This is a genomic window from Burkholderia sp. KL41 (genome assembly GCF_057005415.2).
The window spans coordinates 316,710-332,599 of the sequence record NZ_CM174446.1 but is presented as its reverse complement, the minus strand read 5'-3'; the positions used below and the strand labels follow the sequence as shown (position 1 = coordinate 332,599).

17 protein-coding genes are annotated in these 15,890 nt (G+C 69.9%); 9 read left to right on the top strand and 8 right to left on the bottom strand.

The annotated features are described in order from the left end of the window. Window positions 1–9 precede the first annotated feature (9 nt). Window positions 10–939, bottom strand: coding sequence for a LysR family transcriptional regulator (locus PQB87_RS01565; RefSeq protein ID WP_233345749.1), 930 nt, complete (start codon window positions 937–939; stop codon window positions 10–12). A 97-nt stretch (window positions 940–1,036) separates the two neighbouring features. Here PQB87_RS01565 and PQB87_RS01560 point away from each other — a divergent pair, with 97 nt between their 5' ends. Beyond that, on the top strand, window positions 1,037–2,332 hold the full coding sequence (locus PQB87_RS01560; RefSeq protein WP_233345750.1) for an MFS transporter: 1,296 nt from the start codon (window positions 1,037–1,039) through the stop codon (window positions 2,330–2,332). Between the two features lie 76 nt (window positions 2,333–2,408). Here PQB87_RS01560 and PQB87_RS01555 read toward each other — a convergent pair whose 3' ends face one another. Together PQB87_RS01555 and PQB87_RS01550 are read right to left on the bottom strand one after the other, a co-directional pair. Then, window positions 2,409–3,050, bottom strand: a complete 642-nt coding sequence (locus PQB87_RS01555; protein ID WP_021158591.1) for a LysE family translocator — start codon at window positions 3,048–3,050, stop codon at window positions 2,409–2,411. 75 nt (window positions 3,051–3,125) lie between these two features. Then, window positions 3,126–3,995, bottom strand: a complete 870-nt coding sequence (locus PQB87_RS01550; RefSeq protein ID WP_059687845.1) for an NAD(P)-dependent oxidoreductase — start codon at window positions 3,993–3,995, stop codon at window positions 3,126–3,128. A gap of 96 nt (window positions 3,996–4,091) precedes the next feature. Between PQB87_RS01550 and PQB87_RS01545 the strand changes: the two genes are divergently transcribed. After that, the gene (locus PQB87_RS01545; RefSeq protein WP_489242498.1) at window positions 4,092–4,862 is read left to right on the top strand and encodes a Mut7-C RNAse domain-containing protein; all 771 of its coding nucleotides are present in this window, start codon (window positions 4,092–4,094) and stop codon (window positions 4,860–4,862) included. Window positions 4,863–4,941: 79 nt separating this feature from the next. Here the strand turns inward: PQB87_RS01545 and PQB87_RS01540 are convergent, their stop codons facing one another. Further along, window positions 4,942–5,175: an invasion associated locus B family protein gene (locus tag PQB87_RS01540; RefSeq protein WP_021158594.1), complete on the bottom strand. Its 234-nt coding sequence runs from the start codon at window positions 5,173–5,175 to the stop codon at window positions 4,942–4,944. 370 nt (window positions 5,176–5,545) lie between these two features. On the opposite strand from PQB87_RS01540, the gene PQB87_RS01535 reads away from it, so the two are divergent. Genes PQB87_RS01535 through PQB87_RS01520 form a run of 4 tightly spaced genes read left to right on the top strand, consistent with a single transcriptional unit; the run spans window position 5,546 to window position 9,808 of the window. Beyond that, window positions 5,546–6,751, top strand: a complete 1,206-nt coding sequence (locus PQB87_RS01535; RefSeq protein WP_489242497.1) for an efflux RND transporter periplasmic adaptor subunit — start codon at window positions 5,546–5,548, stop codon at window positions 6,749–6,751. A 7-nt stretch (window positions 6,752–6,758) separates the two neighbouring features. Next, window positions 6,759–7,457: an ABC transporter ATP-binding protein gene (locus tag PQB87_RS01530; RefSeq protein ID WP_027788609.1), complete on the top strand. Its 699-nt coding sequence runs from the start codon at window positions 6,759–6,761 to the stop codon at window positions 7,455–7,457. 21 nt (window positions 7,458–7,478) lie between these two features. After that, the gene (locus PQB87_RS01525; protein ID WP_489242496.1) at window positions 7,479–8,633 is read left to right on the top strand and encodes an ABC transporter permease; all 1,155 of its coding nucleotides are present in this window, start codon (window positions 7,479–7,481) and stop codon (window positions 8,631–8,633) included. Window positions 8,634–8,641: 8 nt separating this feature from the next. Next, complete coding sequence (locus PQB87_RS01520; protein WP_060062363.1) at window positions 8,642–9,808, top strand: ABC transporter permease; 1,167 nt, start codon at window positions 8,642–8,644, stop codon at window positions 9,806–9,808. 19 nt (window positions 9,809–9,827) lie between these two features. Here PQB87_RS01520 and PQB87_RS01515 read toward each other — a convergent pair whose 3' ends face one another. The 3 genes from PQB87_RS01515 to PQB87_RS01505 form a co-directional block, all read right to left on the bottom strand. Next, window positions 9,828–11,159 (bottom strand): carotenoid oxygenase family protein, encoded by a 1,332-nt coding sequence (locus tag PQB87_RS01515; protein WP_059687848.1) that lies wholly within the window; start codon window positions 11,157–11,159, stop codon window positions 9,828–9,830. Window positions 11,160–11,176: 17 nt separating this feature from the next. Further along, the gene (locus PQB87_RS01510) at window positions 11,177–11,803 is read right to left on the bottom strand and encodes a DUF2239 family protein (protein WP_060062358.1); all 627 of its coding nucleotides are present in this window, start codon (window positions 11,801–11,803) and stop codon (window positions 11,177–11,179) included. Between the two features lie 123 nt (window positions 11,804–11,926). Further along, entirely contained in the window at window positions 11,927–12,163 is a 237-nt protein-coding gene (locus tag PQB87_RS01505) for a hypothetical protein (protein ID WP_502291549.1), read from the bottom strand. A 162-nt stretch (window positions 12,164–12,325) separates the two neighbouring features. Between PQB87_RS01505 and PQB87_RS01500 the strand changes: the two genes are divergently transcribed. From PQB87_RS01500 to PQB87_RS01490, 3 genes are all read left to right on the top strand, one after another. After that, entirely contained in the window at window positions 12,326–13,666 is a 1,341-nt protein-coding gene (locus tag PQB87_RS01500; protein ID WP_489242494.1) for an MFS transporter, read from the top strand. Between the two features lie 62 nt (window positions 13,667–13,728). Next, window positions 13,729–15,126 carry an enolase C-terminal domain-like protein gene (locus tag PQB87_RS01495; RefSeq protein WP_489242493.1) on the top strand — a complete coding sequence of 466 codons (1,398 nt, stop codon included), beginning with the start codon at window positions 13,729–13,731 and terminating at the stop codon, window positions 15,124–15,126. 126 nt (window positions 15,127–15,252) lie between these two features. Next, complete coding sequence (locus PQB87_RS01490) at window positions 15,253–15,564, top strand: hypothetical protein (RefSeq protein WP_059490215.1); 312 nt, start codon at window positions 15,253–15,255, stop codon at window positions 15,562–15,564. A gap of 63 nt (window positions 15,565–15,627) precedes the next feature. Here the strand turns inward: PQB87_RS01490 and PQB87_RS01485 are convergent, their stop codons facing one another. Beyond that, window positions 15,628–15,885: a PAAR domain-containing protein gene (locus tag PQB87_RS01485; protein ID WP_081057209.1), complete on the bottom strand. Its 258-nt coding sequence runs from the start codon at window positions 15,883–15,885 to the stop codon at window positions 15,628–15,630. Window positions 15,886–15,890: the final 5 nt, after the last annotated feature.

The following is a 15,890-nucleotide window of genomic DNA, read 5'->3' as shown; positions in this document are numbered from 1 at the left end:
ATGCCGACTCTAGATCGCCTTCACTGCATCTGACCCCACCCTGTTTTCCCGGTCGAGCACTTCGCCGAGCGCATCGCGCAGCAGCGCGACGGGCCGCACCAGCCGGCCCGGCAGCGCGCCGTGCACGATCCACACGTTGATCCGCGTCTCGAGTCCCGCCGTTTCCACCACCCTCAGCGCGTCGCGGTGCGCGCTGCGCGCCAGCGCGTTCGGCGCGGCGATGCCGATGCCCGCGCCGCGCGCGACGAGCGACAGCTGCAGCTCCGAGCCGAACGCCTCGACCGCGACGTCGAACGGCAGCCCGGCCGCGCCGAGCGTGCGGCTCAGCGCCGAACGCATCCCGCAGCCGTCCTGGCTCAGCACCCACGGAAAACGCGACAGCGTGTCGATCGACAACGGGCCGTCGGGCAGCGGAAAGTCGCGCGCGGCGACGAGCACCGTCGGCTGGGTGCCGAGCAGAGTCGACGTGAACGTATCGGGCAGTACCGAACTCGCCGGCACCATCACGGCCGCGACGTCGAGCGTGCCGCGCTCGACGCCCTGCATCAGCGCCGGCGACCAGCCGGCCGTCACGCGCAGCGTGAGGCGCCCGAACGCGTCGCGCAGCCGGTCGATCGGCTGCTCGAGCGCCAGCTCGGACAGGAACGGCGGCACGCCGATGCGCAGCTCGCCGGACGGCTCGCTGTCCGGCGAGCCCGCCGCCATCAGCTCGTCGACCGCGCCCAGCACGTTGCGCGCGAGCGCGTAGACGTCGCGCCCGGCGGCAGTCGGCTTCAGCGGCTTGCTTTGCCGTTCGAGCAGCGACATGCCGAGCAGCGTTTCGAGATTCTGCACGCGCCGCGTCAGGCCCGGCTGCGTCAGGTGGAGCTTCGCGGCCGCAGCGACCATCGACCCGCTGTCGACCACCGCGACGAACGCCTGGAGATCACGCGTATTCAAAACAAACTCGCATAATCATGTTAGAGATATTTCAATTGTCGCATAAACATCGGGCACCTACGATGGGGACTCCTTCGACCCACTCGCCAGGCTTCCGATGAACTGCCCCGCCAACCGTTGCCGCGCCGCCGTCCACACGCCCGAAAGCACGCCCGCCGGCACGCCGCCCGCGTTGAGCTCGGGCATGACGCTGTTCTTCGCCGCGACGGTCGGCGTGATCGTGATGGACCTGTTCGCCGCGCAACCGCTGACGGGCCCGATCAGCGCCGATCTGCATCTGCCGCCCGGCCTTGCCGGCCTCGTCGCGATGTTGCCGCAGCTCGGCTACGCGGCCGGGCTCGTGCTGCTCGTGCCGCTCGTCGACCTGCTCGAGAACCGCCGCCTGATCGTCGCGACGCTGGCCGCATGCGCGGCTGCACTCGCGCTGCCCGCGTTCACGCGGTCGGGCACCGTGTTCCTGCTCGCCACCCTCGTGGCCGGTGGCGCGTCGAGCGTGATCCAGATGCTCGTGCCGATGGCCGCGGCGATGGCACCCGAGGCGCAGCGCGGCCGCGCGGTCGGCAACGTGATGAGCGGGCTGATGCTCGGCATCCTGCTGTCGCGGCCGCTCGCGAGCCTGATCGCGGGCTCGGCCGGCTGGCGCGGCTTCTATCTGCTGGCCGCGCTTGCGAACGCTGCAATCGCCGTCGTGCTGGCCCTGCGCCTGCCGTCGCGCACGCCGTCGATCATGGCCGGCTACCGCGCGCTGCTCGCGTCGATGGGGCGCCTGCTGGCCGACGAGCCGGTGCTGCGCCGGCATGCGCTGTCGGCCGCGCTCGCGATGGCCGCGTTCAGCGCATTCTGGACCGCGGTCGGGCTGCGGCTCGCGCAGCCGCCGTTCGGCCTCGACCTGCACGGGATCGCGTGGTTCGCGTTCGCCGGCGCGAGCGGCGCAATCGTCACGCCGCTCGCGGGCCGCGCCGGCGACCGTGGTCACGGGCCGGCCGCGCAGCGGATCGCGCACGGCACGATGCTCGTGGCACTCGCCCTGCTCGGGATCGCGGGTGCCGGCTGGTTCGGCTTCGACGCGCACGCGCATCGCGGCCTCGCGCTCGCGCTGCTGGCCGGCGGCGCGGCGCTGCTCGACGCGGGCGTGATCGTCGACCAGACGATCGGCCGCCGCGCGATCAACCTGCTGAACCCGGCCGCACGCGGCCGCCTGAACGGGCTGTTCGTCGGGCTGTTCTTCATCGGCGGCGCGCTCGGCGCGGCGCTCGCAGGCAGTGCGTGGGCGTGGGGCGGGTGGAGCGCGGTGTGCGGCGTCGGGTACGCGTTCGCCGGCGCGGCCGCCGTCTTCGGGCTCTCGGCCGGACGCGACGCCGGCGCAGCGGCGTTGACTCGCCCGCGCGCGTGAAGCGAGTCCCAAAAAGCCGAACGCCCCGCCCTCTGGCGAGGGACGGGGCGTTCGGCGCACCGGCGCCGGATCGAAATCAGTGACGGACCAGCGCCATCATCGCACCGAAGCCGACGAACAGCCCGCCCGTCAGCCGGTTGAAGATCTTCGCAACGCTCTGGCTCTTCAGCGTCGCGCCGATGCGCGTGCCGAACGACGCGTAGACGAGATACCAGCTCACCTCGATCACCGCGAACGTGACGACGAGAATGCCGAATTGCGGCAACGTCGGCTCGGCCGCGTTGATGAACTGCGGCAGCAGCGCGGCCGCGAACAGGATCGCCTTCGGGTTGCTGCCCGCGACCAGGAAACCGTTGCGGAACAGCACCCCGCGCGATGCCGGCGTGGCCTGGCGCGACACGGTTTCGACGTCGGCGGCAGGCTGCTCGTCGTCCACGCGTGCGCGCCACGCCTTCACGCCGAGGTAGATCAGGTAGGCCGCGCCCGCGAAGCGCAACGTGTTGAACATCGCCGGCCAAGCCTCGAGCACGGCCCCGAGGCCCGCCGCCGACACCGACAGCATCAGTACCAGCGCGGAGAGGCAGCCTGCCATCGTCCATGCCGAACGCCGCAGCCCGTGGCGCGCGCCGTGCGTCATCACCAGCAGCATGTTCGGGCCCGGAATCGCCGACACGACGAACACCGTCGCCACGAAAAGCCACCACGTATGCAAGTTCATGACCGCCTCTGCCTCGATGCAAGGAAAACGAAACGTCGATTATGCCGGTGCGCCCGACTTCTGTCGCGGGGCGGATCAGCGGCCCGCGCGGCGCAGCGCGACTTCGCCGAGCACCGCGAAATCCTGTTCGCCGCCGCCGTGCGCAAGCGCGTCGAGCAGGTTGTCGCGCACGACGCTCGCCACCGGCAGCGGCACCGACACGGCGTCGCCGGCTTCCAGCGCCAGGCGAACGTCCTTCAGCCCGAGGCGCGCCTTGAAGCGCGCAGGCTCGTAGCGCCGCTCGGCGATCATCGAGCCGTAACCCTCGTAGACGGGCCCCGGAAACACGCTGCCGGTGATCACGTCGAGGAAGTCGCGCATCGCGACGCCGTGCGCGCCCAGCAGCGCGGACGCCTCGCCGAGCGTCTCGATCGCCGACGCGAGCGTGAAGTTCGCGGCGATCTTCGCGACGTTCGCGTGCTGCGGCAGCGAACCGAACCGCCAGGTCTTCTGGCCGATCGCGTCGAACAGCGGCTGCACGCGGTCGATCGCCTCGGCCGGGCCGCCCGCCATGATCGTCAGGCGCGCGGCGGCCGCGACATCGGGGCGCCCCATCACCGGCGCGGCGACGTAATGGATGCCACGCGACGCATGCGCGTGCGCGAGCGATTCGGCCAGCGCGACCGACACCGTCGCCATGTTGACGTGGATCAGGCCGCGCGGCGCCTGCGCGAGCAGCGCATCGTCGAAGATCTCGCGCGCGGCGGCATCGTCGGCCAGCATCGAGAACACCGCGTCGCCGCGAAACGCGTCGGCCGGCGTGTCGACGATCTGCGCGCCGATCGCGGCCAGCGGCTCGGCGCGCTCGCGCGACCGGTTCCAGACCCGCACCGTGTGTCCGGCCTTCAGCAGGTTCGTCGCGATTGCCTGCCCCATTTCGCCCAGCCCGATAAATCCGAGATCCATTTCCCGCTCCTTCGCTCCGTGAAGCGGGGAGTTAAACACAGATGCGGGGTGCCTGCAGGGCACGCGGCCGGCCATGCGCGGTGCCATACTGCGCGCATGGCGACCGCGACCTTCCGCTTCCACGACGAACTGAACGCCTTTCTCCCGCGCGCGCAGCGCGACCGCGCGTTCGGGCACGCCTGCGCGCGCGACGCGACGGTGAAACACGCGATCGAGGCGCTCGGCGTCCCGCATACCGAAATCGGCCGGCTGTGCATCAACGACGTGCCGGCCGCGCTCGACCAGCCGCTCGACGACGGCGACCGGGTCGAAGCCTTTCCGGAGCGCGCGCAACCGGCAGCCCGCGGAGTCGCCGCGCCGCCGCCGGCGCAATGGCGCTTCGTCGCCGACGCGCATCTCGGCGGCCTCGCGCAACTGCTGCGCCTCGCGGGCTTCGACACCTGCTACGACAACCACTACCGCGACGACGAACTGGCGGCGCTCGCCGCGCGCGAGGGCCGGATCGTGCTGACCCGCGACCGCGAGCTGCTCAAGCGGCGTGCGGTCGAGCGCGGCTGCTACCTGCACGCGCTGCAGCCGGCCGACCAGCTGCGCGAACTGTTCGAGCGGCTCGATCTCGCGCCGCACATGCGCCCGTTCCGGCTATGCCTGCGCTGCAACGCCCCGCTGCATCCGCTCGACGCGGCCGCCGCCGCGCCGCGCGTGCCGGCCGGCGTCCGGCAGCGGCACCGGCGCTTCGCCGCGTGCGACGTGTGCCGGCGCGTGTTCTGGGAAGGCTCGCACTGGCGGCGCATGCGCACGGTGGTCGACGCGATGCGCGCGCCGCCGCCCGGCCGGCTCGACGAACCGGGCGCATCGAGCCCCTGAAAAAACAAAACCCCGCATGCCGGAGCATGCGGGGTTGGCCAACCGATGACCGGCAACGCCGGCCGTGGCGGCGAGCCGCTCAGTTCTGCGCGCCTGCGTCGTTCGTGCCGGCGGCCGATGCGGCTGCAGCCTTCGCCTGGCCCTTCTTCGAACCGTGGTGCTTCAGCTGGTGCTTCGGCTTGCTGTGATCCTTCTTGGCGGGTGCGGCAGCCGACGTGTCGCCTGCCGGTGCCGATGCTGCTTCCTGTGCGAATGCCGAAACCGATGCGAGCGCGAATGCTGCAGCGATGATCGAAGCGAGCGTCTTCTTCATTGTTCTTCCTTTAGCGGAGAAAAAATCAAACGTACCGGTAAGTAAAGATGCGAGGCATTCGCATCGGAGCCCCAGGCCGCGAGGCCGGCTTCCGCCGTTCCGTCGCGACAAAACCTGACGCACTGGTTCCATAACGCACCGCATTCGCAGCGAGTTGACACGTTGCTTGCACCCTTCGGGTTTCCCCGGAGGCGTACCCGTATTTCCCTGTCCGTGACCGGTTCGGCCGCCGCCGCCGCGGCGCCGCAACCCGCTCGCACGCCGCCGGGGCGACGCTTATACTGGCGTCCATCCGTCCCTTTCCCCGGAAACCGGATCGCGGCCGGCCCCGATACCGACACGGGGCCGCCGCCGTCTCGAGGCGCTCAAATTGCCCGATCACAATCTGGACAAACTGAAAATCGACCGGCGTCCGCTCGCATCGGCGCCCCGCCCGCGCCGGTGGCCCCGCTATGCGGCCGCCGCCGCGATCGTCGTCGTCGCGATCGCCGCCGGCCTCGCGCTGACCGGCCGGCCGGCCGTCGACACCACCACCGTCACGTCCGCCTATCCGTACCAGAACGACACGCAGCTCAATGCGACCGGCTACGTCGTGCCGCAGCGCAAGGCCGCGGTCGCGTCGAAGGGCCAGGGGCGCGTCGAATGGCTCGGCGTGCTGGAAGGCACGCGCGTAAAGAAGGACGAAATCATCGCGCGGCTCGAAAGCCGCGACGTCGAGGCGTCGCTCTCGCAGGCGCTCGCCCAGGTGAAGGTCGCCCGCGCGAACCTCGGCGTGCAGCAGGCCGAGCTGAAGGACGCCGAAATCGCGCTGCGCCGCACCGCGGCGCTCGCGCCGAAGGGCGCCGTGCCGGCCGCGCAGCTCGACATCGATACGGCCCGCGTGAACAAGGCGCGCGCATCGCTCAGCAGCGGCGAGGCCGCGATCGCGTCCGCCGACGCCAACGCGCAGGCCGCGCAGGTCGCGGTCGACCAGACGGTGATCCGCGCACCGTTCGACGGCATCGTGCTCGCGAAACACGCGAACGTCGGCGACAACATCACGCCGTTCTCGTCCGCGTCGGACAGCAAGGGCGCGGTCGTGACGATCGCCGACATGGACACGCTCGAGGTCGAGGCCGACGTCGCCGAATCGAACATCGCGAAGATCCGCGCCGAGCAGCCGTGCGAGATCCAGCTCGATGCGCTGCCCGACATGCGCTTCGCGGGCCGCGTGTCGCGCATCGTGCCGACCGTCGACCGCTCGAAGGCCACCGTGCTCGTGAAGGTGCGCTTCGTCGACCGCGACGAGCGCGTGCTGCCCGACATGAGCGCGAAGATCGCATTCCTGTCGAAGCCGGTATCGGCGCAGGACCGGCAGCCCGTGACGGCCGTGCAGGCGAGCGCGGTGGTCGAGCGCGACGGCCGGCCGGTCGCGTTCGTCGTGAAGGACGACGTCGTGCATGCAACGGCCGTGACCGCCGGCATGCGGATCGGCGAGCTCGTCGCGATCCGCGGCGTGAAGCCCGGCGACACGGTCGTGCTCGCGCCGGGCACGAAGCTGAAGGACGGCGCGAAAGTGACCGTCGCGAAGAAGTAGCGCACGCGTGAACGACGCCCCGCCGCCCCTCGTCGAGCTCAGCCACGTCGCGAAGTCGTACCGGCGCGGCAACCAGATCGTGCCCGTGCTGACCGACATCACGCTCGACATCGGCGAAGGCGACTTCGTCGCGCTGATGGGGCCGTCCGGCTCCGGCAAGAGCACGCTGCTGAACCTCGTGGCCGGCATCGACCGACCCGACAGCGGCGAGCTGCGCGTGGGCGGGCTCGACATCTCGCTGCTCGCGGAGGCGCAACTGGCCGAATGGCGCGCGGCGAACGTCGGCTTCATCTTCCAGTTCTACAACCTGATGCCGGTGCTCACCGCGTTCGAGAACGTCGAGCTGCCGCTGATGCTCACGCACCTGTCGCGCCGGGAGCGGCGCGAGCGCGTCGAGCTCGTGCTCGACATGGTGAACCTCGGCGACCGCACGAGCCACTACCCGTCCGAGCTGTCGGGCGGCCAGCAGCAGCGCGTCGCGATCGCGCGCGCGCTGATCACCGACCCCGTGCTGATCGTCGCCGACGAGCCGACCGGCGACCTCGACCGCGCGTCGGCCACCGACGTGCTCGCGATGCTGCAGCGGATGAACGCCGAGCTCGGCAAGACGATCATCATGGTGACCCACGACGCGCATGCGGCCGGCGCCGCGCGCTCGCTCGTGCACCTGGAAAAAGGGGAGCTGATCGATGGGCACGCCGGCTGACCGGCTGCGGGAGCGCGTGCGATGTACGTGCTGAAGCTGATCGCGCGCAACGCGCTGCGGCACCGGCTGCGCACGCTGCTGACCGTGCTCGGGCTCACCATCGCGGTGCTCGCGTTCGGGCTGCTGCATACGGTGGTCGACGCGTGGTACGCGGGCGCGGCCGCCGCGTCCAGCGGGCGGCTCGTCACGCGCAACGCGATCTCGCTCGTGTTTCCGCTGCCCGTGAGCTACGAGAACCGGATCCGCGGCATCGAAGGCGTGACGGCCGTGGTGCGCTCGAACTGGTTCGGCGGCATCTACCGCGACCCGAAGAACTTCTTCGCGAGCTTCGCGGTATCGGACAACTACCTCGACCTGTACCCGGAATTCATCGTGCCCGGGCAGCAGCGCGCCGACTACAACCGCGACCGGCGCGGCTGCCTGGTCGGGCGCCAGCTCGCGGATCAGTTCGGCTTCAAGGTCGGCGACGTGATCCCGCTGAAGGGCACGATCTATCCGGGTACGTGGGACTTCGTCGTGCGCGGGATTCTCGACGGCCGCGACGATTCGACGATCACGCGCCAGCTGGTGTTTCACTGGGAATACCTGAACGAGACGGTGCGGCAGCGCACGCCGAAGCAGGCCGACCAGGTCGGCGTATTCGTGCTCGGCGTCGCGAACCCCGACGACGGCGCGGCGATCGCACGCAACGTCGACGCGGTGTTCAAGAACTCGCTCGCCGAGACGCTGACCGAAACCGAGCAGGCGTTCCAGCTCGGCTTCGTCGCGATGTCGAACCAGATCATCGCGGCGATCCGCCTGGTGTCGTACGTGGTGATCCTGATCATCATGGCCGTGATGGCCAACGCGATGGCGATGAGCGCGCGCGAACGCACGGCCGAATACGCGACGCTGAAGGCGCTCGGCTTCGGCCCCGGGTTCCTCGCGCTGATCGTGTTCGGCGAATCGGTCGTGATCGCGGTGGCCGGCGGCGGGCTCGGGATCCTCGCGACACCGCCCGCCGCGAGCCTGTTCAAGCAGGCGGCGGGCGGCATCTTCCCGGTGTTCAAGGTGTCGACCGGGACGGTCGCGCTGCAGGCCGCGTGCTCGGTCGCGGTCGGCTTCGCGGCCGCGATCGTGCCGGCGTGGCAGGCGGCGCGCGTGCGTGTGGTCGAAGGCCTGCGGGCGATCGGATAACGACACGCATGGCCATCCCGCTCAACTACATCGCGCGCAACCTGTGGACCCGGCGGCTCACCACCGCGCTGACCGCCGGCGGGATGGCGCTCGTGATCTTCGTGTTCGCGACGGTGCAGATGCTCGACGCGGGGCTCACGAAGACGCTCGTCTCGACCGGCGAACCCGACAACGCGGTGGTGATCCGCAAGGGCGCCGAAACCGAGATCCAGAGCTCGATCGACCATCAGCAGGCCAATGCGCTCGAGATGCACCCGGCCGTCGCGCCCGGCCCCGACGGCCGGCCGCTCGTGTCGAAGGAAGCGGTCGTGCTGATCTCGCTGGTGAAGACGTCGACCGGCAAGCCGTCGAACGTCGTGATCCGCGGCGTGTCGCCGGCCGGCCTCGCGCTGCGCCCGCACGTGACGCTCGCCGCCGGCCGCATGTTCGCGCCCGGCTCGTCGGAAATCATCGTCGGCAGCGCGATCGCTAAAGGCTTCAGCGGCACGCAGCTCGGCGACAGCCTGCATTTCGCGCAGCGCGACTGGACCATCGTCGGCATCTTCGACGCGGGCGGCAGCGGCTTCGATTCGGAGATCTGGGGCGACGTCGACCAGCTGATGCAGTCGTTCCGGCGCACCAGCTATTCGTCGATGGTGCTGCGCATCCCGAGCGCCGACGGCTTCGCGCGCTTCAAGGCCGACATCGACGTCGACCCGCGGCTGACCGACGAGGCGAAACGCGAGCAGACCTTCTACGGCGACCAGTCGAAGGCGCTGTCGAAGTTCATCAACATCCTCGGCATCACGCTGTCGACGATCTTCTCGATCGCCGCGATGATCGGCGCGATGATCACGATGTACGCATCGGTCGCGAACCGCGTCGCCGAGATCGGCACGCTGCGCGCGCTCGGCTTCAAGCGCACGAACGTGCTCGCCGCGTTCCTGCTGGAAGCGCTGCTGCTCGGCTTCGTCGGCGGCGTCGCGGGGCTCGCGTGCGCGTCGCTGATGCAGTTCGCGTCGTTCTCGACGACCAACTTCCAGACCTTCGCGGACCTGTCGTTCCGCTTCGTGCTGACGCCCGCGATCGTCGTGAAGACGCTGCTGTTCTCGCTCGTGATGGGGCTCGTCGGCGGGTTCCTGCCGGCAATGCGCGCCGCGCGGCTGAAGATCGTCGACGCGCTGCGCGCGCAGTGACGCGCGCCGCCGCTCACGTTCAACGCTCGCGCGGCACCCACGCGCCGTGGAACCCGGCCGGCACGCGGCGCGGCAGGTGCACGGTCGCGACCGGCCCCGCGTCGATCGCGCGCGCATCGAGGATCACGACGTCGCTGGTATCGGTCGCCGCGCGGTAGACCATCACCAGCAGCCAGCCGTCGTCCTCGTCGACGCCACCCGGGCGCGGCACGAACACTGGCTCGCTGTTCTGGTCGCCGGCCGGCACCGCATAGCGCGTCGTCGTGCCGCTCGCGTGGTCGAAGCGCATCACGCCGCGCATTTCCGCATTGTTCGGCTGTTCCACCGCATACAGGTAGCGGTAGCGGCGCCCCGTGCGGCTTTCGTTGATGCGCGGCATCTCGATGCCGCCGTCGGCCAGCGGCCCTTCGTCGATCAGCCCGTTCGCCGTATCGATCACGTAGCGCCACAGCTCGCCGACCGGGTTGTCGGCGAAGCGGCCCGTGCGCGCGTCGAGCCGCAGGAACCACGGATAACGCACCGCATCGAGCACGATGCACGATGCGTCGCAGTCGTATGCGTTCACGACGTGCTGGATGAAGCACGGCTCGATGCCGAACCAGCGCACCGCGCCGCCGTGGCGCGGGATCACGCCGATGCGCGCGGGCCGGTCGTCGTGCCAGCGCAGCGGCATCCGGTGGCCCTGCTTCAGCAGCGAGAAGTCGTAGCCGACGTTCAGGTCGAGCAGCAGGCTGCGGGTTTCGGTGATCGCGAGGTCGTGCATCATCGACGGCGCGCTCAGGTCGATTTCGATCTCGACGCGCTGCACGCCCTGCGCGTCGGCCACGCCGTAGCGCAGCCACGGCGCACGCCAGTCCGCACGAAAGGCAATCAGCTCGCCCGTTACCGGATCGACCTTCGGATGCGCGGTCATCCCGCCGCCGAAGCCCGCGTGCCGCGCCGGCGCGCCGAGCGAATCGAGCGCGGCCGTGATTGCGAGCGGCGCGCCGCCCTCGGCCAGCGCGAGCAATTCGCCCGCATGCTGCAGCACGTTCACGTTCGGATTGGTGTCGGGAAGATGCGGCGCCTGCCCGGGTGCATGCACGGCGGCCCAGCGCTGCGTGCGCGCCCAGCGGTTCCGGTAGCCGGTCGCGCGGCCGCCTTCGAATGCGATCGCGTGCAGCATCGCGGCTTCCGGCCACCACGACAGCATGTCGTTCCCTTCGAAGCGGCCGCCCGGCGGATTCGGGCCGTTGCGCAGCAACGTGCCGTCGAGATCGTGCGGGACGGCGCCGGTCACGCGCAGGTCGACGAGATCGGCCTCGTCGGCCACCGGCGCGATCGCGCCACGGTTCAGGTCGAATACGGTCATTGCGTCGGAAGCTCCTTTCAGCAGTCGTCGGTGGACGGCGGCAGATCGCCGCGCGACAGCGCGAGCGCATGGTCGCGCACGTCGTCCGGCCAGCCGGCGATCAGCCCGGCGAGCCGCGCCAGGTCGTTCGCATACAGCGCGCGCGCGGCCTCCTCGAAACCGGGCAGGTCGCCCGCCATCGCCGACATGAAGTGGTAGGCGCGCGCCTGCGCGTCGCGCAGACGATCGGCCGCCGCATGCGTGCGCCGCGCGTCCTCGACGAGCTTGCGCAATGCGACGGACGCGCCGCCCGGCTGCGCGGCAAGCCATTCCCAGTGACGCGGCAGCAGCGTGACCTCACGCGACACGACGCCGAGCTTCGGCCGGCCGCGGCCGCGCGGTTCGCCCGCGCCGGCCGGCTCGCCGACGGTTGCGGATGCGTCGCCGCCCGACGGCGGCGCGAAGCGCGCGCGGATCTCGTCCGGCGTGCCGCGCAGGTCGAGGTCGATCGAGCGGCCGGTCGCGTCGTCGAAGATCAGGATCGTGCCGGCGGTCGCGTCGCCGGCCTGCCGGGCCGCGAGCGCGACCGACACGAGCGGGCCCGTCGCGAGCCGCCGGTGGCCGTCGAACACCGTGTACGAAGGAAGAAGCGTGGAGGTTGTCATCGTGGTCGCCTGCAGGCAGGAGTCGGAGTGGCACTATTTTCATCCGGGTATAAATTGAATGTCAATATCATCCGGGTAAAAATATCGCCAGCGTCCCGCCGTGCGGGCGACCGCGTGGCGCGGTCAGTTCCTCAGTGCCGGTGCCGGCGTCGCCGCGCCGCGCACGCTCGCGAGCACGTCGTCGAGCGACACATGGCCTCCGAACGCCGACGAAGCCGGCAGCGGCAGGCCTTCCTCGACTGCGTGCGCGAATTGCACGCCGGCATCCTCGGCGAGCCGCGCCCGCAGCGCGGCGATGCGCGGGAACGCGTCGCGGCCGATCGATTCAAAGACTGAATCGATCAAGTCAGTAATTGGCATGAAAGCGCAAATATCGACATGACAGAATGATCCGGACGCCCCGCTCCGGCCCGCACGGGCCTCGGCGTCCGGCCTCCGGCCGGCAGCACCGTCACCCAGAAACGCGCGCTTTCGACGCGCCAGCCGCACGACGGCACCTTCCGCCCTTCGGAGGAGACAGTCATGAATCCGCTTCACGCGCTGCCGGCGTCCGCGTCGGCAACGGCCCGGCGCACCCGCGTGCGCTGGCTGGTGCTGGCCGTCCTGTTCGCGGTCACGACGATCAACTACGCAGATCGCGCCGCGATCGCGATCGCCGGCCCGAGCCTCGCCCGCGCACTGCACCTGAGCCACGTGCAGATCGGCTTCATCTTCTCCGCATTCGGCTGGTCGTACGTGGTCGCGCAACTGCCGGGCGGCTGGCTGCTGGACCGCTATGGATCGAGCATCGTCTATGCGTTCAGCATCTTCTTCTGGTCGCTGTTCACGCTGCTGCAGGGCACGATCGGCTTTTTCGGCGGCGCGGCCGCGTTCGCGCTGCTGTTCGGGCTGCGCTTCCTGGTCGGCGCGGCCGAAGCGCCTTCCTTCCCGGCCAACAGCCGGATCGTGTCCGCGTGGTTCCCGGCCGCCGAACGCGGCACCGCATCGGCGATCTTCAATGCCGCGCAGTACGCGGCGACCGTCGTGTTCGCGCCGCTGATGGGCTGGCTCGTGCACGCGTTCGGCTGGCAGTCGGTGTTCGCGGTGATGGGCGTGCTCGGCTTCGCGTTCGTCCTGGTGTGGAACCGCACGATGTACGACCCGAAGGACCACCCGACCATCAACCGCGCGGAACTCGACTACCTCGCCGAAGGCGGTGCGCTCGTCAACATCGACCAGGCGACGGGCGGCCGCGACGGCGGCCCGTCGATGCGCCACGTCAAGGCGCTGCTGGGAAACCGGATGCTGATCGGCGTGTACGTCGCGCAGTACTGCATCAACGCGCTCACCTATTTCTTCATCACGTGGTTTCCCGTCTATCTCGTGCAGGCGCGCGGGATGTCGATCCTCAACGCGGGGCTCGTTGCGTCGATCCCGGCCGTGTGCGGGTTCCTCGGCGGGATTCTCGGCGGCATCGTGTCCGATGCGCTGCTCAGGCAGGGCCGCTCGCTGTCGGTCGCGCGCAAGGTGCCGATCGTGTTCGGCATGCTGCTGTCGATGTCGATGATCGTCTGCAACTACACCGATTCGCACGTGCTCGTCGTGCTGTTCATGGCGCTGTCGTTCTTCGGCAAGGGACTCGGCGCGCTCGGCTGGGCCGTCAACGCCGACACCGCGCCGCGCCAGATCGCGGGATTGAGCGGCGCGCTGCTCAACACGTGCGGCAACCTCTCCAGCATCACGACGCCGATCGCGATCGGCTACATCGTCGACCGCAGCGGCTCGTTCAACGGCGCGCTCGTCTATGTGGTCGCGCACGCGCTCGTCGCGGTGATCTGCTACGTGTTCGTCGTCGGCGAGATTCGCCGCGTCGAGCTTCGATGAACGGCGCGGGCCGCGCCGGCTCGGCCAGCGGCCCGTGCACCACCGGAACCAGGAGCGAACCGATGTCCGAATCCCGCCATGCCGGCACCCCGCGCGTCACGCGCATGCAGGTGATTCCCGTTGCCGGCCGCGACAGCATGCTGCTCAACCTGTGCGGCGCGCACGCGCCGTATTTCACGCGCAACCTCGTGATCCTCGACGACAGCAGCGGGCACACGGGCGTCGGCGAAGTGCCGGGCGGCGAAGGCATCCGGCATGCGCTCGAGCGCATGACGGATCTCGTGGTCGGCCAGTCGATCGGACGCTATCAGGCCACCCTCAACGCGGTGCGCGCGGCGCTGTCCGGCACGGGCCCGAGTGCGGGCCGCACGATCAGGCACGAGGTGACGTCGGCCGGCGAGGCGGCGGTACTGCGCCAGCCGCACGAGATCAACCTGCGGCTCGACAACGTGATCACCGCGATCGAGGCGGCGCTGCTCGACCTGCTCGGGCAGTTTCTCGACGTGCCCGTCGCCGCGCTGCTCGGCGAAGGCCAGCAGCGCGACGCGGTGCCGATGCTCGCTTATCTGTTCTATATCGGTGATCGCGGCCGCACCGACCTGCCGTATCGCGACGAGGCGCAGGCGCGCTCCCCATGGTTCCGGCTGCGCAACGAGGAAGCGCTCACGCCGGCCGCGATCGCGCGGCAGGCGGAAGCCGCCGTCGAGCGTTACGGCTTCGCCGATTTCAAGCTGAAGGGCGGCGTGATGGCCGGCGCCGACGAGATGGAAGCGATCGCCGCGATCAAGGCGCGCTTCCCCGACGCACGCGCGACGCTCGACCCGAACGGCGCGTGGTCGCTCGACGAGGCCGTCGCGCTGTGCCGCGGCCAAGGCCACCTGCTTGCGTATGCAGAGGACCCGTGCGGGCCGGAAGGCGGGTATTCGGGCCGCGAGGTGATGGCCGAATTCCGCCGTGCGACGGGGATTCCGACCGCGACCAACATGATCGCGACCGACTGGCGGCAGATGGATCACGCGGTGCGGCTGCAGGCGGTCGACATCCCGCTCGCCGATCCGCATTTCTGGACGATGCAGGGCTCGGTGCGGCTCGCGCAGCTGTGCCGCGACTGGGGGCTCACGTGGGGCTCGCATTCGAACAACCACTTCGACGTGTCGCTCGCGATGTTCACGCATGCGGCGGCGGCCGCGCCCGGCACGATCACCGCGATCGACACGCACTGGATCTGGCAGGAAGGCGACGCGCGGCTCACGCGCGAGCCGCTCGCGATCGTCGGCGGCAAGGTGGCCGTGCCGGAGCGGCCGGGGCTCGGGATCGAGCTCGACATGGCGCAGGTCGAGGCCGCGCATGCGTTGTACAACGCGGTCGGCGGGACGGCGCGTGACGACGCGGTCGCGATGCGGTATCTCGTGCCGGGGTGGACTTACGATCCGAAGCGGCCGAGTTTCGGGCGGGGGTGACGGGAATGCTGGATGGCGGGTGGTTGTTGTCAAACGCGGAAAACGCCCGCATCCTGCCGGCTGCCTGAACGGGCCCGCGCGGCGGACGGTCGGGCTCCCCGTCCACTCGAAGGAAAAGCGCTCGCCATGACGTCTCCCGATCCGACACCGCGACAGATCATCGTCTTCGTCCTGTATTCGGTGCTGTGCCTGCCCGCGAGCATGACCGTTGCTGGTTATGCCGCGACCCGGATCACGCAGAACGTATCGAATTTCGAAGGCGGCGCAGGCTACGCAGCGCTTTGGTGGATCATCATTCTGACCGGTGTGTTCTACGGACTCTCGATCGCCCTCTTCGCGCTACTGCGGAAGAGGATTGCGATTCTCGCGGCCATCACGGTGGCCTTCGCCGTGATGTCGGTGCCGGCGGTCAGGTTGATCTACGAGTTGTTGACCTGATCGCCGTCGGTCGTCGCAATACACTGGCCGCATTACTTCGAAAACCGGAATAACGCGACCCGTTCAGGAAAGCCCCGAGGTGGGCACCGACGAAATGAGCACAGCTCCGCACGATGTCTTGTGTCCATCGAACGACGCGGGCGCCCCCTCCACATCGAAACCGGCCTCGCCGTCGACGATCACGACCTCGCCATGCAGCGGGCACGTGCAGCGATCTCCCTGACGGGCGACTGCGCGTCCCATGACTTCACTGGTTGCCGCGCCGGTTTCCACACGGCCGCCATGGCTATGCACATCGCCTACCCGAATGATCCCGCGCATGGATG

Bases quoted from the DNA above. Each gene is read 5' to 3' on its own strand.
- PQB87_RS01560 (WP_233345750.1), top strand. From the start codon at position 1,037: ATGAACTGCCCCGCCAACCGTTGCCGCGCCGCCGTCCACACGCCCGAA.
- PQB87_RS01555 (WP_021158591.1), bottom strand. From the start codon at position 3,050: ATGAACTTGCATACGTGGTGGCTTTTCGTGGCGACGGTGTTCGTCGTG.
- PQB87_RS01550 (WP_059687845.1), bottom strand. From the start codon at position 3,995: ATGGATCTCGGATTTATCGGGCTGGGCGAAATGGGGCAGGCAATCGCG.
- PQB87_RS01545 (WP_489242498.1), top strand. From the start codon at position 4,092: ATGGCGACCGCGACCTTCCGCTTCCACGACGAACTGAACGCCTTTCTC.
- PQB87_RS01540 (WP_021158594.1), bottom strand. From the start codon at position 5,175: ATGAAGAAGACGCTCGCTTCGATCATCGCTGCAGCATTCGCGCTCGCA.
- PQB87_RS01525 (WP_489242496.1), top strand. From the start codon at position 7,479: ATGTACGTGCTGAAGCTGATCGCGCGCAACGCGCTGCGGCACCGGCTG.
- PQB87_RS01520 (WP_060062363.1), top strand. From the start codon at position 8,642: ATGGCCATCCCGCTCAACTACATCGCGCGCAACCTGTGGACCCGGCGG.
- PQB87_RS01515 (WP_059687848.1), bottom strand. From the start codon at position 11,159: ATGACCGTATTCGACCTGAACCGTGGCGCGATCGCGCCGGTGGCCGAC.
- PQB87_RS01510 (WP_060062358.1), bottom strand. From the start codon at position 11,803: ATGACAACCTCCACGCTTCTTCCTTCGTACACGGTGTTCGACGGCCAC.
- PQB87_RS01505 (WP_502291549.1), bottom strand. From the start codon at position 12,163: ATGCCAATTACTGACTTGATCGATTCAGTCTTTGAATCGATCGGCCGC.
- PQB87_RS01500 (WP_489242494.1), top strand. From the start codon at position 12,326: ATGAATCCGCTTCACGCGCTGCCGGCGTCCGCGTCGGCAACGGCCCGG.
- PQB87_RS01495 (WP_489242493.1), top strand. From the start codon at position 13,729: ATGTCCGAATCCCGCCATGCCGGCACCCCGCGCGTCACGCGCATGCAG.
- PQB87_RS01490 (WP_059490215.1), top strand. From the start codon at position 15,253: ATGACGTCTCCCGATCCGACACCGCGACAGATCATCGTCTTCGTCCTG.
- PQB87_RS01485 (WP_081057209.1), bottom strand. From the start codon at position 15,885: ATGCGCGGGATCATTCGGGTAGGCGATGTGCATAGCCATGGCGGCCGT.